Genomic DNA, 23459 nt, shown 5'->3' on the forward strand with positions numbered 1-23459 from the left:
GCGTGAAGATCAAGGTTTCATCTTTCGCCGGCACTGACGCAGCGGACATCGAGCTCAACGACGAGGTCTTCGGCCTCGACCCGCGCGCCGACATCCTGCACCGCGTCGTCACCTGGCAGCTCGAGAAGCGTCGCGAGACGGCTCGCGGCACCCGTGAGCGCGCAGACGTCGCTCGCACCGGCAAGAAGTTCGGTCGCCAGAAGGGCGGCGGTACGGCTCGTCACGGCGATCGTCGCGCACCTGTGTTCATCGGTGGTGGTAAGGCTCACGGCGCACGCGTCCGTGACTTCAACCCGTCGCTGAACAAGAAGGTTCGCTCGCTCGGCCTGCGGATGGCTCTCAGCAGCCACGCCAAGGCGGGTTCGCTGGTCATCATGGACAGCCTGGCTGTCGAGGGTGGCAAGACCAAGACGCTGCAGGGCGATCTCGCAAAGCTCGGCTTCGGCAAGCGTGCGCTCGTCATCGACGGCGACATGGTCGACACCAGCTTCGCATTCGCTGCGGGCAACCTGTACGAAGTGAACGTGATGCCGGCTGCCGGCGCGAACGTTTACGACATCCTGAAGCATGACACGCTGGTGCTGACGCGCGCCGCTGTCGAAAAGCTGGAGGCGCGCTTCCATGGCTAAGAAGCAGAAGGCGGGCATCGATAATCGTCATTACGACGTTATCCTGGCCCCGCACATCACCGAGAAGACGACGACCCTGTCGGAGTTCAACGCGGTTGTGTTCAAGGTATCGAACGATGCCACGAAGCCCGAGATCAAGGCGGCCGTTGAGGCGCTGTTCGACGTGAACGTCGTCGGCGTGAACACGCTCGTCCAGAAGGGCAAGACCAAGAAGTGGAAGGGCACGAACTACTCGCGCTCCGACATGAAAAAGGCAATCGTGACGTTGAAGGACGGTCAGTCCATCGACGTGACGACGGGGATCTGAGGCCATGGCACTCAAGCATTATAATCCGACATCGCCGGCACGCCGCGGTCTCATCCTGGTCGACAAGTCGTCGCTCTGGAAGGGTCGCCCCGTCAAGGCGCTGACCGAAGGTAAGCACAAGACCGGCGGTCGCAACAACAAGGGCCATGTGACCTCGCGCGGCATCGCCGGCGGTCACAAGCAGAAGTACCGCTACATCGACTTCAAGCGTCGCAAGTGGGACGTCGAAGGCACCGTCGAGCGGATCGAGTATGATCCCAACCGCACCGCGTTCATCGCCCTGGTCAAGTACCCGGACGAGGAACTCGCCTACATCCTGGCGCCACAGCGTCTGGCCGTCGGCGACAAGGTCCTTGCGGCCAAGAAGACGGACGTGAAGCCAGGCAATGCCATGGAACTCGGTCAGATGCCGGTCGGCACCATCGTCCACAACGTGGAGATGAAGCCGATGAAGGGTGGCCAGATCGCCCGTTCGGCCGGCACGTACGTGCAGGTCGTCGGTCGCGACAAGGGCATGGTGATGGTCCGCCTGAACTCGGGTGAGCAGCGCTACATCCGCAGCGATTGCATGGCGACGGTTGGCGCGGTCTCGAACCCCGACAACCAGAACCAGAACCTGGGCAAGGCAGGCCGTTCGCGCTGGATGGGTATCCGTCCTCTGACGCGCGGCGTCGCCAAGAACCCGGTCGACCATCCGCACGGCGGTGGTGAAGGCCGGACCTCGGGTGGCCGTCATCCGGTTACGCCTTGGGGCAAGCCGACGAAGGGTGCGCGCACGCGTCATAACAAGTCGACCGACAAGATGATCATCCGGTCGCGTCATTCGACGAAGAGGAAGGGCTAACATGGCTCGTTCAGTCTGGAAGGGCCCCTTCGTGGACCTTCATCTGCTCAAGAAGGCAGAAACCGCCCAGGACACCAACGCGCGTTCGCCGATCAAGACCTGGTCGCGTCGCTCGACGATCCTGCCGTCGTTCGTGGGTCTCACGTTCAACGTCTATAACGGCCGCAAGTTCGTGCCCGTCTCGGTCAACGAAGACATGGTCGGCATGAAGCTCGGTGAGTTCGCGCCCACGCGCTACTTCCCCGGCCACTCCGCCGACAAGAAGGGCAAGCGCTGATGTCTAAGCAAGTCAGCCCGCGCAAGGTCGCGGACAACGAGGCGCTTTCGGTCGGTACGCAGATCCGTGGTTCCGCGCAGAAGCTCGGCCTCGTGGCTGCGCTGATCCGTGGTAAGAAGGTCGGCGATGCGATGAACATCCTCGCCTTCTCGACCAAGGGCATGGCGATCGAAGCGCGCAAGGTGCTGGCCTCGGCCATCGCCAACGCCGAGAACAACCATAACCTCGACGTCGACGCACTCGTCGTCGCCGAGGCTTCGGTCGGCAAGTCGATCACGATGAAGCGCTTCGCTACCCGCGGCCGCGGCAAGTCGACCCGCATCCTCAAGCCATTCAGCCGTCTGCGCATCGTCGTGCGCGAGCAGGAAGAAGCATAATGGGTCAGAAGAGCAACCCCATCGGTCTGCGTCTGCAGATCAACCGTACCTGGGATAGCCGCTGGTACGCCGAAGGCGCCGACTATGGTCGGCTCCTGCTCGAGGATCTCAAGATCCGCGCATTCATCATGAAGACGCTGCCACAGGCCGCGATCTCCAAGGTGGTCATCGAGCGTCCGGCCAAGCTGGCCCGCATCTCCATCTTCGCTGCACGCCCCGGCGTGATCATCGGCAAGAAGGGTGCGGACATTGAGAAGCTGCGTTCGACGATCGGCAAGATGACGTCGTCGACCGTGTCGCTGAACATCGTCGAGATTCGCAAGCCGGAAGTCGATGCGCGTCTCGTCGCGCAGGGCATCGCCGATCAGCTCGAGCGTCGTATCGCCTTCCGTCGCGCCATGAAGCGTGCGGTCCAGTCGGCGATGCGTCTCGGTGCCGAGGGCATCCGGGTGAACTGCGGTGGTCGTCTTGGCGGCGCCGAGATCGCACGGTCGGAGAGCTATCGTGAGGGTCGGGTTCCGTTGCACACGCTGCGCGCGAACATCGATTATGCCGAGGCTACGGCGCACACGTCTTACGGCGTTTGCGGCGTGAAGGTCTGGGTCTTCAAGGGCGAGATTCTCGGCAACGATCCGACGTCGTACGACCGCATCATGATGGAGGCTCAGACCTCCGGCGTGCGGCCGCAGCGCGACGATCGTCGCTAAGGGGCAGGAACAGACATGCTGCAACCAAAAAAGACCAAGTTCCGGAAGGCCTTCAAGGGCAAGATTTCGGGTGACGCCAAGAGTGGCTTCTCGCTCAATTTCGGCTCCTACGGCCTCAAGGCGATGGAACCCGACCGGATCACCGCACGCCAGATCGAGGCGGCTCGCCGCGCGATCACGCGTCACATGAAGCGCCAGGGGCGTTTGTGGATCCGCATCTTCCCAGACCTTCCGGTCTCGGGAAAGCCAGCCGAAGTCCGCATGGGTAAGGGCAAGGGCGCGCCGGAATACTGGGCCGCTCGCGTCAAGCCGGGTCGGATCCTGTTCGAGCTCGACGGCGTCGACGGCAAGATCGCCGCCGAGGCGTTCGAGCGGGCGGCCATGAAGCTGCCGATCAAGGTAAAGGTCGTTGCCCGCCTGGGCGACACCTCGCATCTGGGAGGCGAGTAAGATCATGGCTCGTATCGACGACATGAAGACCAAGAGCGACGACCAGCTGTCGGAGTCGCTCGGCGAACTGAAGCGCGAGCAGTTCAACCTGCGCTTCCAGGCCGCCACGAACCAGCTCGAAAAGCCGAGCCGCGTTCGTGAGGTCCGCCGCGACATCGCTCGCATCAAGACCCTGCAGGCTCAGCGCACCAGCGCTGAAGCCGCGAAGTAAGGAACGTATCATGCCGAAGCGCGTGCTGACCGGTCTGGTCGTGTCCGACAAGGGCGACAAGACGGTGGTCGTGAACGTCGAGCGTAAGGTGAAGCACCCGCTCTACGGGAAGATCATCCGTCGCTCGAAGAAGTATCATGCTCATGACGAGAGCAACGAGTTCAAGCAGGGCGAGACCGTGCGGATCGAAGAGACCGCACCGATCTCCAAGCTGAAGACCTGGAAGGTGATCGAGCGGGTCAACACCCACGCGACGCCGGAGCGGGCTTCGGCCGAGGGCTGAACTGGTACGCTCCAAACCCCGTCATCCCAGTGAAAGCTGGGATCTCGTGGTGAAGGGCGATCGGCTCGAACAGGGATACCCCAGCGTTCGCTGGGGTGACGGGTTTGAGTCAAGAGGGCAGGGGGGAAACCTCCTGCGCTCTTGTTTTCGTAAACGGGAACGGCTAAGCGGCCGCTCCTCCCCGCTGCGGTTCGTCCGTGGCGGGGTGATTTTTTAGGCGGGGTTCGGTCGGTATCGACCCCAGAGACAGAGAAGGGATACGGATCCATGATCCAGATGCAGTCCAATCTCGACGTCGCTGACAACAGCGGCGCGAAGCGGGTGCAGTGCATCAAGGTGCTTGGGGGTTCCAAGCGTCGTGTTGCAGGCGTTGGCGACATCATCGTCGTCAGCATCAAGGAAGCGCAGCCACGTGGCCGTGTGAAGAAGGGCGACGTTCACCGCGCGGTGATCGTGCGTACCGCCAAGGATATCCGCCGTGCAGACGGTACGGTCATCCGCTTCGACGGCAATGCCGCGGTGCTGGTCAACAAGAACGAGGAGCCGATCGGCACCCGTATCTTCGGCCCAGTCGTTCGCGAGCTGCGCGGCAAGAAGCACATGAAGATCATCAGCCTCGCGCCGGAGGTGCTGTAATGGCGTCGCAGCGTATCAAGAAGGGTGACAAGGTCATCGTCCTGTCCGGCAAGGACAAGGGCAAGACCGGTGAAGTCACCGTCTCCATGCCGAAGACCGACAAGGTCGTCGTATCGGGCGTCAACATCGCCGTGCGCCACACCAAGCCGACTCAGGGTGACCCGCAGGGTGGCCTGATCCGCAAGGAAGCACCGATGCACGTTTCGAAGGTCGCGCACGTGACCGCCGACGGCAAGCCGACCCGCGTCCGCTTCGAGGAGCAGGACGGCAAGAAGGTCCGCGTCGCCGTCAAGACCGGGGAGAAGATCAATGGTTGATCAGAACACTGGCGCTGAGAACACCGGCACCGAGGCCGTCTACGTCGCGCGCATGCGCAAGCTGTACGACGAGACGATCATCAAGGCGATGACCGAGAAGTTCGGTTACAAGAACGTCATGGAAATCCCGCGGCTCGACAAGATCGTGCTGAACATGGGCGTCGGCGAAGCCACGCAGGACAAGAAGAAGGTCGATCAGGCTGCTTCCGAAATGGAGCTGATCGCCGGCCAGAAGCCTGTGGTGACGAAGGCCAAGAAGTCGATCGCGCAGTTCAAGCTGCGTGAGGGCATGCCGATCGGCGTGAAGGTCACCCTTCGCCGCGAGCGCATGTACGAGTTTCTCGACCGTTTCATCACGATCGCTCTTCCCCGCGTCCGCGATTTCCGCGGCCTCAACCCGAAGAGCTTCGATGGCCGCGGCAACTATGCCTGCGGTATCAAGGAGCAGATCGTGTTCCCAGAAATCAGCTATGACCGGGTCGACAAGGTCCGTGGCATGGATGTGATCGTGACGACGACCGCAAAGACCGACGACGAGGCTCGCGAGCTTCTCCGTCTGTTCGGTTTCCCGTTCCCGATCGAAGACGACGCTGCCGACGAGAAGAAGGCAGCTTAAGTAACTCCCTCTCCCCTCGGGGAGAGGGTTGGGGTGAGGGGGAGTGAGTCTCCCTCGCCCCGCCCGAAAACGGGAGGCGCGGTCCTGCTGGGCTGCCCCTCACCCCGACCCTCTCCCCGGAGGGGCGAGGGGGCAGAAGAAAGAAAGAACTTAAGTCGATGGCGAAACTGAGTTCAGTCAACAAGAACGAGCGCCGCAAGCGCATGGTCAAGCAGTATGCCCCGAAGTACGCGGCACTGAAGGCTATCGCAGCGGACAAGACGCTCGACGACGGTGAGCGTCTGATCGCTCGCCTCAAGATGGCGGCACTGCCGCGCAACGCGAACCCGACCCGCATCCGTAACCGGTGCGAGCTGACCGGTCGCCCGCGCGCCTATTACCGCAAGTTCCGGCTCTGCCGTATTCAGCTGCGCGATCTGGCCAACAAGGGCCTCATCCCCGGCGTCACGAAGTCGAGCTGGTAAGGACTAAATCATGGCAGTGACCGATCCCCTGGGTGATTTGCTCACCCGTATCCGTAATGGCCAGCGCGCGAAGAAGGACTCCGTCCTCACGCCGGCGTCGAAGCTGCGCGTCCGCGTGCTCGACGTTCTGCAGCGCGAAGGCTACATCCGTGGCTATAGCGAAGAGCAGATGGGCCCCGCGGCCGGCCTTCGCATCGAGCTGAAGTATTTCGAGGGCCAGCCTGCGATCAAGCATGTCGCGCGCGTCTCGAAGCCCGGCCGTCGCGTCTATTCTGGCTCGCAGGAACTCCCGCGCGTCCGTAACGGCCTCGGCATCACCATCGTCTCGACGCCCCGCGGCGTGCTGTCGGATTCCGAAGCACGCGAGCAGAACGTCGGCGGCGAAGTCCTCGCGGAGGTGTTCTGATGAGCCGCATTGGTAAGAAGCCGGTCACCGTACCGGCGGGCATCACGCCGACCATCGAGAACAAGCAGCTGACGATGAAGGGCCCCAAGGGTACCCTCAAGATGCCGCTTCGCGACGAGATCAGCTACACGATCGAAGACGGCGGCATTTCGGTGCAGCCGGCAAACGATACCAAGCGCGCTCGCGCGTTCTGGGGCATGCAGCGGACCATGGTGCAGAACCTGGTCACCGGCGTGTCGGAAGGCTTCACCAAGAAGCTGCTGATCACCGGCGTCGGCTATCGTGCCGCAGCGCAGGGTCGCAACCTCAAGCTGCAGCTCGGCTACAGCCATGACGTCAACATCGACGTGCCGGAGGGGATCGAAGTCAAAACCCCCGACAACACGACGATCGAGATCTCGGGTTCGGACAAGCAGATGGTCGGTCAGCTGGCCGCGGAAATTCGTCAGTGGCGCAAGCCCGAGCCTTACAAGGGCAAGGGTATCAAGTACGACGGCGAGTTCATCTTCCGCAAGGAAGGGAAGAAGAAGTAATGACCAAGGGACTTTCTCTTTTCGCCAAGCGGCGTCGCCGCAACCGTACCGCGCTCCGCGCACGTGCAGGCACCCGTCCGCGGTTGTCGGTGCACCGTTCGGGCAAGCACATCTATGCCCAGGTGATCGACGATGCCGCTGGCACGACGGTCGCATCGGCCTCGACGCTGGAGAAGGACGTGCGCGGCACGTCCGGCGCCAACATCGACGCGGCGACTTCGGTCGGCAAGCGCGTCGCCGAGGCTGCCAAGGCAGCGGGCGTGACCCAGGTCGTGTTCGATCGCGGCGGCTTCCTCTACCACGGTCGCGTGAAGGCTCTTGCCGATGCCGCGCGCGAAGCCGGATTGGAGTTCTAAGACATGGCTGACGAAAACAACACGCCAGGAAACGCTGGGGCAGTAATCGCTCCCGAGACGACCGCGCAGGACGTCACGGCTCAGAATGTCCCGCAGAGCACTGGCTACCAGGGCAACAACGGTGGCGGTCGCGGTCGCGGCGGTCCCGGTGGCGGCGGCGGTGGCCGTGGTGGCCCCGGTGGCAACCGCAGCGGTGGCCCGGGCGGCAACCGCGGTGGTCGTGACGGCGGTCGCGGTCGCGACAATCGTGGTGGTCGTCCGGGTGCGGACGATGGCGGCGAAGAGCTGATCGAGAAGCTGGTGCACATCAACCGCGTCTCGAAGACGGTCAAGGGCGGTAAGCGCTTCGGCTTCGCAGCGCTCGTCGTCGTCGGCGACGGCAAGGGTCGTGCAGGCTTCGGTCATGGCAAGGCACGCGAAGTGCCGGAAGCCATCTCGAAGGCGACGGCTGCTGCCAAGAAGAAGATGGTTCGCGTTCCGTTGAAGGACGGTCGCACGCTGCATCATGACGGCAACGGTCACTTCGGTGCCGGCAAGGTTACGCTGCGGTCGGCGCCTCAGGGTACCGGCATCATCGCGGGCGGCCCGATGCGCGCCGTCTTCGAATCGCTGGGCGTTGCGGACGTTGTGACCAAGTCGGTCGGCACGTCGAACCCCTACAACATGATCCGCGCCACGTTCGAGGCCCTTGGCGAGCAGACCTCGCCCAAGGCCGTCGCACAGCGTCGCGGCAAGAAGATCGCCGACCTGCTCGGCCATGGTGGTTCGAAGACCGCCGAGGCCGATGCAGCTGCGATCACGGAGTAAGCGATCATGGCAACCATCAAGATCACGCAGACCGGTTCGCCGATCCGCCGCGAGAAGGATCAGCGCGCAACGCTGATCGGTCTCGGTCTCAACAAGATGCACAAGACCCGCGAGCTGGAAGACAGCCCAGAGGTCCGCGGCATGATCCGCAAGGTGCAGCACATGGTGTCGGTCGAAGGCTGAGCCTTCACGCTACCTAGTGACAAATACCGGGAAGGGGGCTAACGGCCCCCTTCCTCATTTCCGGTTTCCAACCGTGAATCCAACCAGCGCGTAACAAGCGAAAGCGAGTGCATTACCATGAAGCTCAACGAACTCCGCGATAACCAGGGTGCCCGTAAGTCCAAGATGCGCGTCGGACGCGGCATCGGCTCGGGCAAGGGCAAGACTGCAGGCCGCGGCCAGAAGGGCCAGAAGAGCCGCGAGGGCGTGTCCATCGCCGGCTTCGAAGGCGGCCAGATGCCACTGCACATGCGTCTGCCTAAGCGTGGCTTCAACAACATCTTCCGCAAGGACTTCGCAGAGGTCAACCTCGGCGCGATCCAGCTCGCGGTCGACGCCGGCAAGATCGAGGCGAACGCCACGCTCGACCACGACGCGCTCAAGGCTGCTGGCCTGGCACGCGGCGGCAAGGACGGCGTCCGCCTCCTCGCCAAGGGCGAGCTGACCACGGTCCTCTCGTTCACCGTCGACGGCGCGTCGAAGGGCGCGATCGAGGCGGTCGAGAAGATCGGCGGCAAGGTCGAGGTGATCCACTTCGTCCCCGCAGCCGAAAAGGCTGCCGCCAAGAAGGGCGTGAAGTACAAGGAGCGTGCGGCGCACAAGGCGTCGTTCAAAGCCTGACCTTGATGGGGGAGGGGGCGCTGGGTGCGCTCCCTCCCCTTTTCGTTAAGGGCTTCTGAGATGCTCCGCCGTGGCAGCCCACGCGATCTTACCCCCATCCCGTTCGTGCCGAGTAGAGGTCGAGCGTAGTCGAGAACTCGTATCGAGGTACAAGACCCGAGCGGGCCAGTCCTTCGATACGCCGTCTCGACAAGCTCGACGTCTACTCGGGACGAACGGAATGGGGTGAGGGCAACAAGACGGCGGAATTGAATGGACGAGGTGGCTCTCCACCCATCCATATCCGCCTTAGCCATTAGACAAGCGCGCCCGTGCGCCTATATGAGCGGCGGGGGCGGTCACAACGCATCCCGCCTTCTTTGTTTCCAGGACGATCACACGCATGGCATCCGCAGCCGACCAGATGGCGCAAAGCATCAGCCTTTCGAAATTCGCGAAGGCGACCGACCTCAAGAAGCGGTTGTGGTTCACGATCGGTGCGCTGATCATTTTCCGCCTGCTCAGCTATGTCCCGCTGCCGGGTGTCGACCCGACCGCGCTCGGCCTGCTCTCGCAGCAGACGCAGGGCGGCGTGCTCGACTTCTTCAACACCTTCTCGGGTGGCTCGCTCAGCCGCATGTCGCTGATCGCGCTCGGCGTGATGCCCTACATCACCGCCTCGATCGTGGTGCAACTCGCGACCTCGCTGTCGCCGACGCTCGCGGCCATCAAAAAGGACGGCGAATCGGGTCGCAAGCGCCTCAACCAGTACACGCGCTACGGCACCGTCGGTCTAACCGCGGTGCAGGGCTATTTCATCGCCGTCGGCCTTGAGACGCTCGGCGCGGCACAGGGCATCCAGGCGGTCATCGAGCCCGGCATGATGTTCCGCGTCGCCGCGGTCATCTCGCTGATCGGCGGCACGATGTTCCTGATGTGGCTCGGCGAGCAGATCACCAGCCGTGGTATCGGCAACGGCGTGTCGTTGATCATCATGGCCGGCATCGTCGCGCATCTGCCCGTCACGCTCGTCAACCTGCTCGAAGGCGGCCGCTCGGGCTCGCTCGATCCGATCAAGCTGATCGGCATCGTCGTCGCGGTGGTCGTGCTGATCCTGTTCATCTGCTTCATGGAGCGCGCGCAGCGCCGCATCCTGATCCAGTATCCCAAGCGCCAGACGCAGCGCGGCATGCAGGCCGATCGCAGCCATCTGCCGCTGAAGATCAACACCGCCGGCGTCATCCCGCCGATCTTCGCGTCGTCGCTGCTGCTGATGCCGCTGACGATCTCGCAGTTCGCCGGACAGCGCGTTGCGGGTGAGTCGAAGTGGGGTGATTTCATCATCACGCTCAACCAGTACCTTCAGCATGGTTCGCCCGTGTACATGCTGCTGTACGGCGCCGGCATCATCTTCTTCTCGTTCTTCTACACCGCGGTCGTCTTCAACCCCGAGGAAACCGCCGACAACCTGAAGCGCAACGGCGGGTTCATTCCCGGCATCCGTCCGGGCAAGAACACCGAGAACTACTTCGATTACGTGCTGACGCGCATCACAGTGATCGGTGCGGCGTATCTGACGATCATCTGCCTGTTGCCGGAATATCTGGTGACCGCGTTGCAGATCCCGTTCTACCTCGGTGGGACCAGCCTGCTGATCGTCGTCAACGTGACGATGGACACGGTGACGCAGATTCAGTCGCACCTGCTGGCGCACCAGTATGGCGACCTGATCAAGAAGGCGAAGCTCAAGGGCAATCGACTTCGTTAAGTTGCGGGGCTAACCCGGTTTAATTCCTGCACGAACGAGGGGAGTGCGTTTCGTGAATATCATCCTTCTTGGACCGCCCGGCGCGGGCAAGGGCACGCAAGCCGCCACGCTCGTCAACGAGCGCGGCATGGTCCAGCTTTCGACCGGCGACATGCTGCGCGCAGCCGTCGCCGCCGGAACGCCGGTCGGCCTCCAGGCGAAGTCCGTGATGGAATCCGGTGGTCTCGTCTCGGACGAGATCGTTTCGGGCATCATCGGCGAGCGTCTCGACCAGCCGGACACCGCGAACGGCGTCATCTTCGACGGCTATCCGCGGACGGCTGCTCAGGCGGAAGCGCTCGACGGTCTGCTTGCCGATCGTGGTCGCACGCTCGACTACGTCATCGAACTTGGCGTCGACGAAGCCGCGTTGATCGACCGCGTCGTTGGCCGCTACACCTGCGCCAAGTGCGGTACGGGGTATCACGATCGCTATAAGAAGCCGGCTGTGGCGGGCGTCTGCGACGTCTGCGGCTCGACCGAGTTCAAGCGCCGTCCCGACGACAACGCGGAGACGGTCCACAACCGCATGGCGGAATACCGCGCGAAAACTGCACCGATCCTGCCGATTTACGACGCCCGGGGGCTGGTTCACCGGGTCGATGGTATGGCGGATATCGCGCACGTCGGTTCGGCGATTTCGGCAATTCTCGACGGTGAGTAGGCGTAAGTAAGGTTGTTCCCCCGCGGAGGCGGGGGCCCAGACTGGGCCCCGACCTCCGCGGGGGAACAAGCTACCGAGCGCGACGATCTTACGTCACTCGGTTCCCCCCTCCGTCATCCCGGCGAACGCCGGGACCCACGGATACGGGGCACCCTGCGTTAGCGCGCAACCACCACCAATCCCGCAACCATGGGTCCCGGCGTTCGCCGGGATGACGGAGGGGGGGTATCGACCCACTCTCGTTCACCTTGATGGCTCGCTCCATCATCGCAAGCACACTCGCGATGCATCCGTTGTCGCGGACATCTCGCCCCCCCATCAACATGACGCAATTGTCACCCGTCAGTCATCGCCCTGACCCCCGCTCGATCCTAGAACCAACCCGTGGCCAGCAACGGTCGCACGCGTTTCCAGAGATCGGTGCCCGTCACTCCCGGGGGTACCGTGGGGGCCGGTGGGAAGACTTCTTTCCGCCGGCCTTTCCGTTTATGAGGGCAGGAGATAGTGACCGATTTCGGTGGCAGGGAAGGTGATAGCGCGTTGAGCCGCAAGATTCTGATCGTCGAGGACGATGCGTCGACATCCGCGTATCTTGCCAAGGGTTTAGCCGAAGCCGGGCATGCAATCGAAGCCTGCGCCGACGGCCGCGACGGCCTGTTCCTCGCCAGCGAGGGCATCTTCGACCTTATCATCGCCGACCGCATGCTGCCCGGCCTCGACGGCCTGTCGATGGTCAGCGCTATTCGTGCCGCCGGCATCGCCACGCCAGTCCTGATACTGTCCGCGCTCGCCGCGGTCGATGATCGTGTCGATGGGCTCAAAGCCGGCGCCGACGATTACCTCTGCAAGCCTTTCTCGTTCGCCGAGCTCTCCGCCCGGATCGAGGCCATGCTCCGCCGCTCCGACCGCGCCGCAACCGAGCCGCAGAAGACCAAGCTCTCCGTCGGCGACCTGGAGATCGACCTGCTCGCCCGCGCCGTGTCACGTGCCGGCCGCTCGATCCCGCTTGGCGCTCGCGAGTTCAATCTGCTCGAATTCCTGGCGCGCCACGCTGGTCAGGTCGTCACGCGCACGATGATGCTCGAGAAGATCTGGAACTATCATTTCGACCCTGGCTCGAACGTCGTCGATGTCCATATCGGTCGCCTTCGCCGCAAGCTCGAGGATGGCTTTCCGACGCCTATCCTGCACACGGTTCGCGGCGCAGGCTACCGGCTAGCCGTTGAAAACTGACGCTCGCGGGTGATCCGCCTTTCAGTCACCGCCCGGATTGCGCTTCTCTCGATAGCGCTCGCGCTCGTTTCGAACCTTGCGCTGGTCGGTTTCGTCTGGAAGACCACGAGCGCCGACGCGATCGACGCGATCCGCCGCGAGACCACCGAGCAGTCCGAAGCGTTGCGTGCCGTGTGGCGGACCGGCGGGCTGCCTGCGATTCGACAGGCGATCGATAGCGCGGTTGTTCCCGGTGATGTTTCCCTGGTGCTGGCGGTGGTCGATCCCAAGGGGAGGGCGGTGGTCGGTATCGCGCCCGAACGCCTCGCCGTCCCGCTCAAGGCCACGCAGTTCCGGATTGCCCGCCTCGGCGTCGATGAACTCTGGCACGCCCGCGAAACGGGGTACGCGCTCCACCCGTTGGGGAACTACTGGCTGCTGACCGGGCGGAACCTCGACCTGATCGCCGCGGAGGAGCGTGCGATCGAGCGTGCGCTGGCGGTAGCGGTGTTCCTGTCGCTGGCGCTCGGTGTTGTCGGCGGGCTGGTCCTTACCCGCTATGTCGGCCGTCGGCTCGACGGGATCGCCAAGGCGATTGAGGCGGCGGGGGAAGGCGACCTGTCACGTCGTGTCGATGTGATCGCTGGGGGAGGCGACGCCTTCGATCGGCTAGCCGCGCGCCTCAACGTCATGCTCGGCAAGCTCGAAGGGGTGATGGCAGAGTTGCGGATTGTCACTGACAGTCTGGCGCACGATCTGCGCTCGCCGCTCGCGCGCCTGCGGACCAAGACCGAGCAAGCGGTTCTGATCGCTGATCCGGAGGCACGCGAGGCCGCGCTCGGCGGGTTGTTGGTCGAGACCGACCTTGTCATGCGGATGCTGACGATGGTGATCGAGATCAGCCGCTCGGGCTCGGTCTCGCGCGATCGTTTTATCGAGGTGTCGCCCGCGAACCTGCTCGAGGAGATCGGCGAACTCTATGCCCCCGTCGCGGAGGACGCGGGCCTCGTCTTCACGATCGCGATCGACGACCGTCCGCCGCCGATGAAGCTCCACCGCGAATTGATCAGCCAGGCGATCACGAATTTGATCGACAACGCGCTCCGCCACGGCGCGGGCGGCGGCGAGGTCACGTTGCGGATCGTCCACCGCACCGACGGCGTCGCGATCCAGGTCGAGGACCGTGGCCCCGGCATCGCGGCGGCCGACCGCGCACAGGCGTTGAAACGCTTCGGCCGCCTCGACAGTGCGCGCTCCACACCCGGCGCTGGCCTCGGCATGGCGCTGATCGAAGCGGTCGCGCGGCTGCACGACGGCCATTTCGAACTCGCGGACAACGCCCCCGGACTGGTTGCAAGGATCGTCCTCCCCGCTTGAGCGTCGCGGCAATCGGTTGACCGCGTCCGCTCGCAAGGCGATGTCGAACGCATGACGACGCTAGCCTCCCATCGCCGCATTCTTGCCGCCAGCCTGGTCGGCACCGCGGTCGAGTTCTACGACTTCTATATCTATGCGACGGCCGCCGCGCTCGTTTTCGGCCCGCTGTTCTTTTCGGGGCAGTCGGCCTCGACGCAGTTGCTGCTGAGCTACGCGACGTTCGGTCTGGCCTTCGTCGCCCGCCCCGTCGGCGCGGTCGTATTCGGGCATTTCGGCGACCGGGTCGGGCGCAAGTCCACGCTTGTCGCCTCGCTGCTGCTGATGGGCGGATCGACCGTCGGGATCGCGTTCCTGCCGACCTCCGAGCAAGTCGGCTGGATCGCGCCCGCGCTGCTCTGCCTGATGCGACTGGGGCAGGGTCTGGGCCTTGGCGGCGAATGGGGCGGGGCAGCGTTGCTCGCCGTCGAGAACGCGCCGCCGCACCGCAAGAACACCTGGGGCATGTTCCCGCCGCTCGGCGCGCCGGTCGGGTTCCTGGCGGCGAACGGGCTGTTCCTGGTGATCGGGCTGGTGCTCGACGACGCTCAGTTCCTGGCCTGGGGCTGGCGGATTCCGTTCCTGTTGAGTGCGATCCTCGTCGGGCTCGGCCTCTGGGTGCGCCTGAAGCTCACCGAGACGCCCGCCTTTCTCGAAGCCGAGGCGACCGAAGCGCTTCCCAAGGTACCGATCGCGACGTTGCTGACGCAGCACCTCCGCGCGACGCTGGCCGGCACGTTCGGCGTCATCGCGTGCTTCGCGCTGTTCTACCTCGCGACCGCGTTTGCGCTCGGCTACGGCACCAAGACACTCGGCTATTCGCGCGAGGCGTTCCTTGCGGTCGAACTCGTGGCGATCTGGTTTCTGGCAGGCGGCGTGATCGTCGCGAGCGTGCTGGCGGACCGGCATTCCGCGGCACGGATGCTGGCGATCGGGTTTGCCGGCTGCATCGGCGTCGGCGCGTTGATGGGGCCGATGCTCGGCTCCGGATCGCTGTTCACGGTGTGGCTGTGGCTGTCGGGCGCGCTGTTCGTGATGGGGTTCGCCTATGGCCCGCTCGGCGGATGGCTGCCGAGCCTGTTTCCGGCGGGGGTGCGCTACACCGGCGTGTCGATGACGTTCAATCTGGGCGGCGTGCTCGGCGGTGCGCTCGCGCCGATCGTGGCGGAGGCGCTCGCGCCGCGCGGGTTGTGGCTGGTCGGTGGGTATCTGATGGCGGCGGGTGTTCTGAGCCTCGGTGGGCTGCTGATCCTCGGTCGTACCCCGAAGAGGTAGGCATGTCTCCCGCGTTCGCGGGAGAACATGCCTTTACGCTGACGCTGGCCGCAACAGCGTCAGGCGCGCCTTGCCGTGCACGCGCGTGGCGTCGACCTCGAACCCTGCAAGTTCGACGAGCTCGGCCTTCGCCGTCTCCAAGCTGATCCATGTCGCCGGTCCGACCCAACCAAGCCGCGACAGCTTGTCGAGCGCGACCAGCCCGGCACCGGTGTTGTACGGCGGATCCATCAGGATCACGTCGAGCGGCGCTGGTGCGGGTCCTAGCGCCATCACCGATGTCGCGCGCACATCGCCGCGGATCTCAAGCTTGGCGAGGTTGGTCTTCAGCGCGTCGACCGCCAGCTTGTCCGATTCGACGAACATGCACGTCGCCGCGCCGCGCGAGAGCGCCTCGATCCCGAGCGCGCCCGAGCCTGCGAACAGATCGGCGACTGCCAGCCCCTCGAAACTGCCGACGCGGCTGGTCAGCATCGAGAACAGCGTCTCGCGCATCCGGTCCGCGGTCGGGCGGGTGGTGTCACCCTTGGGTGCGGCGATCTGACGGCCGCGATACTGCCCTGCGATGATCCGCATCAGCGCTTCCCTCCACTTGGTGTCCGCGGCGCCTTGGGCGGATGACCGCGCCCGCCCGATGGGCCCTTGCCGGGAGCCGCCGGGCGATTGCCGCGCTCTGGCCGGGCGGGACTCTCCGACCGCGTTGGCCGCGGCTCTGCACCGGGCCGACCGTGCGCACTACGTGCCGCCCGCTTGTCGAGTGCGCCGCGTCCCCGCGAATCGTCGGCCTGAGGGCGGAAACCGCGCTGGGGCTCCTGCCGCTGTGGTGTAGCCGTACGGGGCGACGCAGTACCGCTAGCGGTACGGGGCGACGCCGTCCCGCTAGCTCCAACGCGCGACGGTGCGGCGCGATCACGCGGGGGCTTGGCGGCGCGAAAATGCTTGATTTTCGGGTTGGTGCTCAGTTCCTCACCACGATCCGCCCGCTCCTGACGCACATACGGCTTCGAGGTTTCGCCACTCGTCGGCCGGGCGTGATGCGTCCCCGTCGGCCGAGCGGCATTGCGCGCATCCGGCCGCGCCCAGGGATCGTTGACATCGCCGCGCTGCATCGCCGCAGTCGGCCGGATCCGCTCCGGCCGAGCAGGTCGCGAAGGCCGATCGGTCGGTACAGTACCGTTGGAGAACCCCGAACTCGCCGGTGCGGTGTATGGGCTGCGAACCTGAGCACGTGCACCGCCGGCTGCAGGCCGCGCGCCCGTAGCGGGTCGCCCAATCGGCGCAGAACGGGCGGCATTGCTGCCCCGCTGGCTCGATCGTACGCCGATCCCGGCCCCCGCGCCGGCACTCGCGCTGATCCCGATGTTCGCGCGCGCGCCCGGACCCTCCGGACGCCCCTTCGCCAGCTCCTTCTGGAACGCGACGACGTCGTGCTGGAGCACCTCGCCGATCTGCCCAGGCGGCAGGTCGCCGAGTATGAACGGACCATAGCGCGTCCGGATCAGCCGCGAGACCTGAAGCCCCAGATGTTCCAAGACGCGGCGGACTTCGCGGTTCTTGCCCTCGGTCAGGATCATCTCGATCCACACGTTCGCGCCGGTGCGACGCTCGATATTGGCGTTGATCGAGCCGTAGCGCACGCCCTCAATCTCGATCCCCTCGATCAGTTCCTCGAGCTGCGGCTGCGTGATGTTACCGTAAGCGCGCGCGCGATAGGCGCGCTCGACCCCGGTCGCGGGCAGTTCGAGCTGGCGCTTGAGCCCACCGTCGGTGGTCATCAGCAACAGTCCCTCGGTGTTGAGATCGAGGCGGCCAACCGGCACCAGTCGTGGCAAGTCCTGCGGCAGGCGGTCGTAGATCGTCGTGCGCCCGGCCGGATCGCGCTCGGTGACGAGCAGCCCAGTCGGCTTGTGATACAGGAACAGTCGTGCGGAACTGGGCGCTTCGACCGGGTCGCCATCGACCGTCACGCCGTTGAGGTTGCGCAGGATCGTCGCGGGGGTATCTAGCGTCGAGCCGTTGAGCGCGACGCGCCCCTCGGCGATCATCCGCTCGATATCGCGGCGCGAGGCGATCCCGGCGCGGGCGAGCAGTTTGGCGATGCGGTCGCCCTTGATCGGTGCAGCAGCGTCGGGGGAGGTTGCGGGCGCGTCGTTCGACGGGCTGGCAGTCGGGTTATCGTCTTTTGAAGTCGTCATGGCGCGGCTGATACTATGGATCGCCTCCCAGCGCGAAATATTTGCGACCGTTCGTGCTGCGGCGCGTTAGGACACGCAAGCGTAACGACCGTCCGGCGCGCTTTGGGGTCTCGACGATCATGTTGTTCGGCAAGAAGAAGCGAAACATCGTGCGTCTGCTGCTGGTCGAGGACGAGCCCCTGATCGCCTTCGACAACGAGCATTTCCTGACTGACGCTGCCTACACGGTCGTCGCGACGGTCGACCGGGTGGCGGATGCGCTCGCGATCATCGCCGCCAGCACGGATGCGGGCGGTGGTACCCAAATCGATCTGGTGCTGGTCGATGTTCATCTCGCGGATGGCTCTGGGCTCGATGTAGCCCGCGCAGCGCAGGCGCGGGGCGTGCCGGTGATGTTCGTGACCGGCAATTTTCCCGACGAGGCAATGGCGCTGGCAATGGGTTGCCTCGCAAAGCCCTATACGCCGCGCGATCTGATCGGGGCGATCGCGGTCATCGATGCGAAGATTGGCGGAGCTGCGCCGAAGCGCCTGCCGCCTGGGTTCCGGCTGTTCGAGACGCTGACCTAGCCGGCGCCGGCCCGGCATCGAATCTAGCCGGCGCTGGCATCCCGTGGTTTTCGCGTTAGGGTCCCGCTCGATCGAGTAGGGAGAGTTTGGCGTATGGACGAAACCGCGAGCAAGCGCTGGAGCGACGGCTTTCGACCCTATGCCGAAAAGGCGCCGCTGGCCGCGCTCGCACTCGGGATGTCGTCGGGCTTTCCCTATGCGATGATCGGCGCGACGCTCACCACCCGGCTCGCGGCAAGCGGTATCGACAAGAAGACGGTGACCGCGTTCAGTCTTGCCTTCCTCGTCTATAATCTTAAATTTCTGTGGGCTTGGATCGTCGACGGCATCCGGTTACCGATCATCGGTCGACTGGGTCAGCGCGTTTCCTGGCTGACCGTGACCGCCGCGCTGGTAGTAGCAGCGGTCGTCAATCTCGCGCTGGTCGATCCGTCTGCAAGCATCGCCAGTACCGCGACCGCGGCGATATTGGTCGGCGCGGCGGGGGCGACCTTCGACATCGTGATCGACGCGTTCCGGATCGAGATCCTCGAACCGCGCCAGCTGGGTGTCGGCTCCGGCATGAGCCAATATGGCTGGCGGATCGGTTCCGCAGGCGCGGGTGCGCTCGCGCTCGTCGTCGCGGAACGTGCCGGCTGGAACGCGGCGTATCTGGCCTGCACGATTTTCGCCCTGCCGGCGGTGCTGGCCGGGCTGGTGCTCGGTGAGCCCGAACGTCGCCGCCCGCCAATCGAACGGCGCGGGTTGGGCGAGGGGTTACGTGCCATCTGGGTGCCGTTCGTGCAGTTCTTTTCGCGCGAAGGTGCGTTCGTGGTCCTCGCTTTCATTCTGATCTTCAAGGTCGGCGACACGCTGGCCAACCTGACCTTGCGGCTGCTGTTCGACGATCTCGGCTTCACCGGCGACGAGATCGCGTTCTACGATGTCGGCGTGGGCTTCTTCGCGTATCTGGTCGGCATCTTCATTGGCGGCATCCTCTATGCGCGGATGGGGATGAAGCGATCGGTCCTGTTGTCGCTCGTTCTCATGGGCGTATCGAACCTCTCGTTCGCTGCGCTGGCGGCGGCGGGGCATTCTAATTTCGGAATGGCTGCGGCGATCGGCTTCGAGAATGCCTCGAGCGGCTTCGGGGGCGTCGTCGTGATCGCGTATTTTTCCGCGCTATGCGACCTGCGCTTTACCGCAGCACAGTTTGCATTGATCTCGGCGGCGGCCAGCGTGGTCGGCCGGATCGTCACCGGTACTACCGCCGGCGCGCTCATCGATGCGTTCGGCTATGTCGATTTCTATCTGCTGACGACGGTGCTCGCGTTGCCGGGCGTGGCGCTGTTCTGGTGGATGAGCCGCTCGGGCATGATCGACCGCTCGATCGGCAGTGCGGGTGTCGAGGGAGAGGGCGACGCTCGCGTCACCCCGCAGGACTGACCGACGGCGGGCAACGCCGACGTCGCTCGCGATCCCGCATGTGTCGCAGTCGTGTCTCACGGGACACGTGGGGGACATTGGAGCGCCTTACGCCACGGTCGACCGCAAGGCCGAACCGTCCAGTGTAAGGAAGACATCATGCGTATCGAGATCAAGGGTATCCCGACGTCGGCGCCCATGCCGTCGCAAGAATTGCCCGCGTTGATCGACAATCCCTTCGCACCCGAGGTCTTCGCGACCGGGCTTGCGGGGTTTGCGAACCTCAACGGGGTCATCGTCGTGACGCTCGAAAGCGCGCGTTGCGATCACGCGCTCCAGCCGCCCTCGCTCGAGCGCGTGGTCGTCGGGCGTATCGCCTTGACCAGTGTCGCCGCACAAGCGTTGGTCGCGGGGCTCAACCAGTTCCTCGAACAACAGGGGCTCAGTCCCAGCAAGGCAATTGCAAGCGGAGCGACGTTCCAGTGACCGGGTGCATAATAGGCCCGATGATCCCACCCGCCGGCAAGACCACGCCAAACGGTTACGGCGCGGTCCGCCGGACTTTTAGGATTGCGTTCGGCGACCGGGTCGAGAGGGCCTCGCGCTCGACGGCGGCCACGGCGATTTTATTGAATGCAATTCTGCGCCCAAACCCTGGTTTGCACGTCGCTGTGGTGATCCGCTGGTCGCATTAAGTCGCCAATGCGTAACGCACCGTATCAAACCGTGCCGGCCATACAACACCCCTAGACGATGACGTTTCGATGACTGTTCGCGGCGATGTTTGCGCTTGTCGAACCCCGACGACGACCGCAAACCAAGGCGGCGGAACCGATCCGTTATCGCAAAAAATCACTGCAGCACTTGATGTTGCGGTTCAGGGAGTACCGACATGCGTCTGGATTTTCGCAAGCGCCTTCTGGCGTCTACGCTGTTGCTTGGCCTCGCAACACCGGTTTGGGCGCAGACTGCCGGTCCGGCGGCCGTGCCCGCATCCCCATCGACCGATCCGACCATCGCTCCGACTGCGCCGGAAGACGGCGAAGCGATCGTCGTGACCGGATCGCGTCTTGGCGGAGACAGCCTGAAGCAGGCATCGCCGATCTCGGTCGTGAGCGCGAAGGAGATCGCGCTGTCCGGCCAGATCAACGTCGAGAACGTGTTGAAGGACCTGCCGCAGCTGATCCCCAGCACGACCGGCGCATCGAACAATCCCGGTGGCGGCGTGGCGACTGCCGATCTGCGCGGGCTGGGTTCGACGCGAACGCTCGTGCTCGTCAACAACCGCCGCTACGTCGCCTATGACTCGAATCAGGTCGTCGATCTCAACACGATCCCGGCCGCGCTGATCGAGCGCGTCGACATCGTCACTGGCGGTCGCTCGGCGGTCTACGGGTCCGATGCGATCTCGGGCGTCGTCAACTTCGTGATGAAGAAGGATTTCAGCGGCGTCCAGGCGGGCGCGAACTACCGCATCAACGAAGCGGGCGATGGCGGCACCTTCAACGGCAATCTGTTGCTTGGCGGTAATTTCGAAGATGGCCGCGGTAATGCGACGATCTATTTCGACTACACCAAGCGCAACGGCATCCTTCAGTCCGCGCGCGATTATTCGCAGCAGGCCAAGGTCGACGACGGTTCGGGCGGGCTGATCAACGGCGGCTCGGGATCGATCGAGGGCACGCGGTTCGCGATCGGCGGCGTCAACCGCAAGTTCGAGACCGACGGCAGCTACAGCGCCTATAATGCAGCGACCGACGCCTATAACTACGCGCCGTCGAACTATCTTCAGGTGCCGCAGGAGCGGTTCCTGCTGAGCGCGCAGACGCACTACGAGGTCAGCTCGGCGCTCAATGTCTACGCGGAGGGCCAGTTCATCAACAATCGCGTAAAGAACCAGCTCGCGCCGACGCCGTTCACCGGATCGGTCGCGCTCGATGCGGACTCGTCGTTTCTGTCCGCCAGTTCGCGGGCGCTGTTGCAGAGCCAGGACACCGATGGCGACGGTTATGTGACCTCGACGATCTATCGCCGCCTGACCGAGGTCGGCGCGCGCGTCTCGAGCCTCGATAATTCGGCCTACCGCGCGGTGATCGGTGCCAACGGCGATATCGGCGGCGGCTGGAACTACGACGCCTATTACAGCTATTCGCGGACCAAATCGATCGAGACGCAGACCGGCAACGTCTCACGCAGCCGCGTCCTTCAGGCGCTCCGCACGACCTACGACGCCAGCGGCAACCTGGTGTGCTCGGATACCAGCAACGGCTGCGTCCCGCTCAACATCTTCGGCGCGGGCAACATCAGTTCGGCCGCGGCAGCGTTCATCACGATCCCGGTGCAGAACTCCAGCACGATCAGCGAACAGGTCGCCAGCGCGTCGATCTCGAACCGCAACCTGTTCGATCTCGGCGCAGGTCCCGTCGGCATCGTGTTCGGCACCGAATATCGCCGCGAGCACGGCAGCTACAATCCCGACTTCTCGCTGTCGTCGGGCGACGTGGTCGGCTTCAACGCCGGCGAGGGCCTGGGCGGCGGGTACGACGTCAAGGAAGCCTATACCGAAATCGCGGTGCCGCTGCTCGCCGACAAGCCGCTGATCAAGAAACTCGAGGTGAACGGCGCGTATCGCTATTCCTATTATTCGACCGCGGCGAAGTCGGTGAACACCTATTCGGGCGGCGCGGTGTGGTCGCTGATCGACGATATCTCGTTCCGTGGGCAATATTCGCGCGCGGTTCGCGCGCCGACCGTCAACGATCTCTACAGCGGCTCGTCGCAGGATTTCCCGGCGGCGACCGACCCGTGCACGACTGCGGTCGCGCTGACCAACACCAACCTGAACGCAAGCTGCCGGGCGACCGGCGTCCCGGCGTCGGCGATCGGCACCGCGTATGACGGCGGCAGCACGCAGATCCAGACGGTCAACGGCGGCAACCCTGCGCTGCGCGAGGAGACGTCGGACACCTACACCGCGGGTATCGTCCTTCAGCCGCGGTTCCTGCCGCGCTTCTCGTTCACCGCGGACTATTACAAGATCAAGATCGCAAACTACATCTCGACCGTCGGCACGACCAACCTGTTGCGCGCCTGCTATGGCGATGCGGGCAATAACTACGTTTCGTACAACACCAGTTACTGCGCATCGTTGCCGCGTGACGCCAACAGCTACGCGATCACCGACGCGGTCAACACGCTGGCCAACACCGGCGGCGTTTCCACCCGCGGTATCGATTTCGAGGCACGCTATGCGGTGCCGCTCGGGTTTGGTGCGTTCGGCAGCGGCACGAGCCGGCTCGATTTCCGGGTCAGCGGCACGCGTCTGATCGCGTTCGACTACAACCCGCTCGCCGCGATCCCCGATCTCAAGATCGACTGTGCGGGCAAGTTCGGGACGACCTGTGGCAATCCGTACGCGAAATGGCGCCTGTCGAGCCGGACGACGTTCGCGACCGGCCCCGTCACCGTCTCGGTGCTCTACCGGTATCTGTCGCCGGTCGACGACGACACCGGCGGGTATTCGGTCGATCACATCAAGGCGTATCATTATTTCGACCTGAGCACGGCGTTCGAGGTCAAGCCTGGCTTCACCTGGTCGGTCGGCGTGAATAACGTCTTCAATAAACAGCCGCCGATCCTGGGCGACAACCAGGAACAGGCGAACACCTATCCTTCGACCTACGACCCATACGGTCGGGCGTTCTTCGTCAGCACGAACCTCAAGTTCTAGCCACCAGCCGGGGCGGCGCATTGCCGCCCCGCGCTTTCCGGCCACCAGCAGCCTGCCACCGGTAGGTCGTGCTGCCATCCGTGCCGCACCGCAACATGAGCGTCACATCCGGAAATATCCCGGACAAACGTGCGATGCACGGTTCGCA

General features: G+C 64.4%; 30 protein-coding genes. 28 read left to right on the forward strand and 2 right to left on the reverse strand.

Annotation, left to right across the window (positions count from 1 at the left end; genetic code table 11):
* The first annotated feature begins 2 nt into the window (after nucleotides 1–2).
* The 24 genes from rplD (at nucleotide 3) to ACLBWL_RS16615 (ending at nucleotide 15413) form a co-directional block, all read left to right on the forward strand.
* Nucleotides 3–629, forward strand: a complete 627-nt coding sequence (rplD, locus tag ACLBWL_RS16500; protein ID WP_056047616.1) for a 50S ribosomal protein L4 — start codon at nucleotides 3–5, stop codon at nucleotides 627–629.
* On the forward strand, nucleotides 622–936 hold the full coding sequence (locus tag ACLBWL_RS16505) for a 50S ribosomal protein L23 (protein ID WP_056047618.1): 315 nt from the start codon (nucleotides 622–624) through the stop codon (nucleotides 934–936). The genes rplD and ACLBWL_RS16505 overlap by 8 nt, the downstream gene beginning before the upstream one ends.
* A gap of 4 nt (nucleotides 937–940) precedes the next feature.
* Nucleotides 941–1780: a 50S ribosomal protein L2 gene (rplB, locus tag ACLBWL_RS16510; RefSeq protein WP_055872649.1), complete on the forward strand. Its 840-nt coding sequence runs from the start codon at nucleotides 941–943 to the stop codon at nucleotides 1778–1780.
* Between the two features lies 1 nt (nucleotide 1781).
* Nucleotides 1782–2057 (forward strand): 30S ribosomal protein S19, encoded by a 276-nt coding sequence (gene rpsS, locus ACLBWL_RS16515; protein WP_031393761.1) that lies wholly within the window; start codon nucleotides 1782–1784, stop codon nucleotides 2055–2057.
* Entirely contained in the window at nucleotides 2057–2434 is a 378-nt protein-coding gene (rplV, locus tag ACLBWL_RS16520; RefSeq protein ID WP_056047621.1) for a 50S ribosomal protein L22, read from the forward strand. The genes rpsS and rplV overlap by 1 nt, the downstream gene beginning before the upstream one ends.
* Complete coding sequence (rpsC, locus tag ACLBWL_RS16525) at nucleotides 2434–3141, forward strand: 30S ribosomal protein S3 (protein ID WP_055872646.1); 708 nt, start codon at nucleotides 2434–2436, stop codon at nucleotides 3139–3141. The genes rplV and rpsC overlap by 1 nt, the downstream gene beginning before the upstream one ends.
* A 15-nt stretch (nucleotides 3142–3156) precedes the next feature.
* Nucleotides 3157–3591 (forward strand): 50S ribosomal protein L16, encoded by a 435-nt coding sequence (gene rplP, locus ACLBWL_RS16530; protein WP_031393758.1) that lies wholly within the window; start codon nucleotides 3157–3159, stop codon nucleotides 3589–3591.
* Between the two features lie 4 nt (nucleotides 3592–3595).
* Nucleotides 3596–3802: a 50S ribosomal protein L29 gene (gene rpmC / locus ACLBWL_RS16535; RefSeq protein ID WP_055872644.1), complete on the forward strand. Its 207-nt coding sequence runs from the start codon at nucleotides 3596–3598 to the stop codon at nucleotides 3800–3802.
* Between the two features lie 10 nt (nucleotides 3803–3812).
* On the forward strand, nucleotides 3813–4085 hold the full coding sequence (gene rpsQ / locus ACLBWL_RS16540) for a 30S ribosomal protein S17 (RefSeq protein WP_031393756.1): 273 nt from the start codon (nucleotides 3813–3815) through the stop codon (nucleotides 4083–4085).
* Between the two features lie 267 nt (nucleotides 4086–4352).
* Nucleotides 4353–4721: a 50S ribosomal protein L14 gene (rplN, locus tag ACLBWL_RS16545; RefSeq protein ID WP_031393755.1), complete on the forward strand. Its 369-nt coding sequence runs from the start codon at nucleotides 4353–4355 to the stop codon at nucleotides 4719–4721.
* Nucleotides 4721–5038 (forward strand): 50S ribosomal protein L24, encoded by a 318-nt coding sequence (gene rplX, locus ACLBWL_RS16550; protein ID WP_056047623.1) that lies wholly within the window; start codon nucleotides 4721–4723, stop codon nucleotides 5036–5038. Before rplN ends, rplX begins: the two co-directional genes overlap by 1 nt.
* A 52-nt stretch (nucleotides 5039–5090) precedes the next feature.
* Entirely contained in the window at nucleotides 5091–5654 is a 564-nt protein-coding gene (rplE, locus tag ACLBWL_RS16555) for a 50S ribosomal protein L5 (protein ID WP_082441396.1), read from the forward strand.
* Between the two features lie 158 nt (nucleotides 5655–5812).
* A complete protein-coding gene (gene rpsN, locus ACLBWL_RS16560) occupies nucleotides 5813–6118 on the forward strand; it encodes a 30S ribosomal protein S14 (protein WP_056015537.1) in 306 nt (101 codons plus the stop codon).
* 10 nt (nucleotides 6119–6128) lie between these two features.
* Nucleotides 6129–6524: a 30S ribosomal protein S8 gene (rpsH, locus tag ACLBWL_RS16565; RefSeq protein ID WP_031393751.1), complete on the forward strand. Its 396-nt coding sequence runs from the start codon at nucleotides 6129–6131 to the stop codon at nucleotides 6522–6524.
* Complete coding sequence (gene rplF, locus ACLBWL_RS16570) at nucleotides 6524–7057, forward strand: 50S ribosomal protein L6 (RefSeq protein WP_056047628.1); 534 nt, start codon at nucleotides 6524–6526, stop codon at nucleotides 7055–7057. The genes rpsH and rplF overlap by 1 nt, the downstream gene beginning before the upstream one ends.
* A complete protein-coding gene (rplR, locus tag ACLBWL_RS16575; RefSeq protein ID WP_031393749.1) occupies nucleotides 7057–7413 on the forward strand; it encodes a 50S ribosomal protein L18 in 357 nt (118 codons plus the stop codon). The genes rplF and rplR overlap by 1 nt, the downstream gene beginning before the upstream one ends.
* Nucleotides 7414–7416: 3 nt before the next feature.
* A complete protein-coding gene (gene rpsE, locus ACLBWL_RS16580) occupies nucleotides 7417–8220 on the forward strand; it encodes a 30S ribosomal protein S5 (protein ID WP_447794865.1) in 804 nt (267 codons plus the stop codon).
* A 6-nt stretch (nucleotides 8221–8226) separates the two neighbouring features.
* Entirely contained in the window at nucleotides 8227–8403 is a 177-nt protein-coding gene (gene rpmD, locus ACLBWL_RS16585; protein WP_055872633.1) for a 50S ribosomal protein L30, read from the forward strand.
* A 117-nt stretch (nucleotides 8404–8520) separates the two neighbouring features.
* The gene (rplO, locus tag ACLBWL_RS16590; protein WP_248522399.1) at nucleotides 8521–9063 is read left to right on the forward strand and encodes a 50S ribosomal protein L15; all 543 of its coding nucleotides are present in this window, start codon (nucleotides 8521–8523) and stop codon (nucleotides 9061–9063) included.
* Between the two features lie 382 nt (nucleotides 9064–9445).
* Complete coding sequence (gene secY / locus ACLBWL_RS16595) at nucleotides 9446–10810, forward strand: preprotein translocase subunit SecY (protein WP_055872627.1); 1365 nt, start codon at nucleotides 9446–9448, stop codon at nucleotides 10808–10810.
* Nucleotides 10811–10862: 52 nt separating this feature from the next.
* Nucleotides 10863–11513, forward strand: coding sequence for an adenylate kinase (locus ACLBWL_RS16600; RefSeq protein ID WP_447794868.1), 651 nt, complete (start codon nucleotides 10863–10865; stop codon nucleotides 11511–11513).
* Nucleotides 11514–12053: 540 nt separating this feature from the next.
* A complete protein-coding gene (locus tag ACLBWL_RS16605; protein ID WP_132741525.1) occupies nucleotides 12054–12746 on the forward strand; it encodes a winged helix-turn-helix domain-containing protein in 693 nt (230 codons plus the stop codon).
* 9 nt (nucleotides 12747–12755) lie between these two features.
* Nucleotides 12756–14102: an ATP-binding protein gene (locus ACLBWL_RS16610; protein ID WP_447794871.1), complete on the forward strand. Its 1347-nt coding sequence runs from the start codon at nucleotides 12756–12758 to the stop codon at nucleotides 14100–14102.
* A 51-nt stretch (nucleotides 14103–14153) separates the two neighbouring features.
* Nucleotides 14154–15413 carry an MFS transporter gene (locus ACLBWL_RS16615; RefSeq protein WP_447794872.1) on the forward strand — a complete coding sequence of 420 codons (1260 nt, stop codon included), beginning with the start codon at nucleotides 14154–14156 and terminating at the stop codon, nucleotides 15411–15413.
* Nucleotides 15414–15446: 33 nt separating this feature from the next.
* Here ACLBWL_RS16615 and rsmD read toward each other — a convergent pair whose 3' ends face one another.
* Entirely contained in the window at nucleotides 15447–15989 is a 543-nt protein-coding gene (rsmD, locus tag ACLBWL_RS16620) for a 16S rRNA (guanine(966)-N(2))-methyltransferase RsmD (RefSeq protein ID WP_447794874.1), read from the reverse strand.
* The gene (locus ACLBWL_RS16625; protein WP_447794876.1) at nucleotides 15989–17608 is read right to left on the reverse strand and encodes a pseudouridine synthase; all 1620 of its coding nucleotides are present in this window, start codon (nucleotides 17606–17608) and stop codon (nucleotides 15989–15991) included. The genes rsmD and ACLBWL_RS16625 overlap by 1 nt, the downstream gene beginning before the upstream one ends.
* 119 nt (nucleotides 17609–17727) lie before the next feature.
* On the opposite strand from ACLBWL_RS16625, the gene ACLBWL_RS16630 reads away from it, so the two are divergent.
* The 4 genes from ACLBWL_RS16630 to ACLBWL_RS16645 all read left to right on the forward strand — a co-directional run bounded on the left by ACLBWL_RS16630 (nucleotide 17728) and on the right by ACLBWL_RS16645 (nucleotide 23311).
* Nucleotides 17728–18177: a response regulator gene (locus tag ACLBWL_RS16630; RefSeq protein ID WP_447794878.1), complete on the forward strand. Its 450-nt coding sequence runs from the start codon at nucleotides 17728–17730 to the stop codon at nucleotides 18175–18177.
* Between the two features lie 93 nt (nucleotides 18178–18270).
* Nucleotides 18271–19602 (forward strand): MFS transporter, encoded by a 1332-nt coding sequence (locus ACLBWL_RS16635; RefSeq protein WP_447794880.1) that lies wholly within the window; start codon nucleotides 18271–18273, stop codon nucleotides 19600–19602.
* Between the two features lie 138 nt (nucleotides 19603–19740).
* Nucleotides 19741–20067, forward strand: coding sequence for a hypothetical protein (locus ACLBWL_RS16640; RefSeq protein WP_447794882.1), 327 nt, complete (start codon nucleotides 19741–19743; stop codon nucleotides 20065–20067).
* A gap of 406 nt (nucleotides 20068–20473) precedes the next feature.
* On the forward strand, nucleotides 20474–23311 hold the full coding sequence (locus ACLBWL_RS16645) for a TonB-dependent receptor (RefSeq protein ID WP_447794884.1): 2838 nt from the start codon (nucleotides 20474–20476) through the stop codon (nucleotides 23309–23311).
* Nucleotides 23312–23459: the final 148 nt, after the last annotated feature.

This window comes from Sphingomonas sp. M1A8_2b, assembly GCF_053345535.1.

Coding starts and splice junctions, on each gene's coding strand:
- rpsN (WP_056015537.1), top strand. CDS start 5,813: ATGGCGAAACTGAGTTCAGTCAACAAGAACGAGCGCCGCAAGCGCATG.
- rpsC (WP_055872646.1), top strand. CDS start 2,434: ATGGGTCAGAAGAGCAACCCCATCGGTCTGCGTCTGCAGATCAACCGT.
- ACLBWL_RS16505 (WP_056047618.1), top strand. CDS start 622: ATGGCTAAGAAGCAGAAGGCGGGCATCGATAATCGTCATTACGACGTT.
- rplF (WP_056047628.1), top strand. CDS start 6,524: ATGAGCCGCATTGGTAAGAAGCCGGTCACCGTACCGGCGGGCATCACG.
- ACLBWL_RS16640 (WP_447794882.1), top strand. CDS start 19,741: ATGCGTATCGAGATCAAGGGTATCCCGACGTCGGCGCCCATGCCGTCG.
- rplB (WP_055872649.1), top strand. CDS start 941: ATGGCACTCAAGCATTATAATCCGACATCGCCGGCACGCCGCGGTCTC.
- ACLBWL_RS16630 (WP_447794878.1), top strand. CDS start 17,728: ATGTTGTTCGGCAAGAAGAAGCGAAACATCGTGCGTCTGCTGCTGGTC.
- rpsH (WP_031393751.1), top strand. CDS start 6,129: ATGGCAGTGACCGATCCCCTGGGTGATTTGCTCACCCGTATCCGTAAT.
- ACLBWL_RS16615 (WP_447794872.1), top strand. CDS start 14,154: ATGACGACGCTAGCCTCCCATCGCCGCATTCTTGCCGCCAGCCTGGTC.
- rplN (WP_031393755.1), top strand. CDS start 4,353: ATGATCCAGATGCAGTCCAATCTCGACGTCGCTGACAACAGCGGCGCG.
- rpsE (WP_447794865.1), top strand. CDS start 7,417: ATGGCTGACGAAAACAACACGCCAGGAAACGCTGGGGCAGTAATCGCT.
- rplR (WP_031393749.1), top strand. CDS start 7,057: ATGACCAAGGGACTTTCTCTTTTCGCCAAGCGGCGTCGCCGCAACCGT.
- rplO (WP_248522399.1), top strand. CDS start 8,521: ATGAAGCTCAACGAACTCCGCGATAACCAGGGTGCCCGTAAGTCCAAG.
- rpmC (WP_055872644.1), top strand. CDS start 3,596: ATGGCTCGTATCGACGACATGAAGACCAAGAGCGACGACCAGCTGTCG.
- secY (WP_055872627.1), top strand. CDS start 9,446: ATGGCATCCGCAGCCGACCAGATGGCGCAAAGCATCAGCCTTTCGAAA.
- rplP (WP_031393758.1), top strand. CDS start 3,157: ATGCTGCAACCAAAAAAGACCAAGTTCCGGAAGGCCTTCAAGGGCAAG.
- ACLBWL_RS16635 (WP_447794880.1), top strand. CDS start 18,271: ATGGACGAAACCGCGAGCAAGCGCTGGAGCGACGGCTTTCGACCCTAT.
- ACLBWL_RS16645 (WP_447794884.1), top strand. CDS start 20,474: ATGCGTCTGGATTTTCGCAAGCGCCTTCTGGCGTCTACGCTGTTGCTT.
- rpsQ (WP_031393756.1), top strand. CDS start 3,813: ATGCCGAAGCGCGTGCTGACCGGTCTGGTCGTGTCCGACAAGGGCGAC.
- rplX (WP_056047623.1), top strand. CDS start 4,721: ATGGCGTCGCAGCGTATCAAGAAGGGTGACAAGGTCATCGTCCTGTCC.
- rplE (WP_082441396.1), top strand. CDS start 5,091: ATGCGCAAGCTGTACGACGAGACGATCATCAAGGCGATGACCGAGAAG.
- rpsS (WP_031393761.1), top strand. CDS start 1,782: ATGGCTCGTTCAGTCTGGAAGGGCCCCTTCGTGGACCTTCATCTGCTC.
- ACLBWL_RS16625 (WP_447794876.1), bottom strand. CDS start 17,608: ATGACGACTTCAAAAGACGATAACCCGACTGCCAGCCCGTCGAACGAC.
- rplV (WP_056047621.1), top strand. CDS start 2,057: ATGTCTAAGCAAGTCAGCCCGCGCAAGGTCGCGGACAACGAGGCGCTT.
- rsmD (WP_447794874.1), bottom strand. CDS start 15,989: ATGCGGATCATCGCAGGGCAGTATCGCGGCCGTCAGATCGCCGCACCC.
- rpmD (WP_055872633.1), top strand. CDS start 8,227: ATGGCAACCATCAAGATCACGCAGACCGGTTCGCCGATCCGCCGCGAG.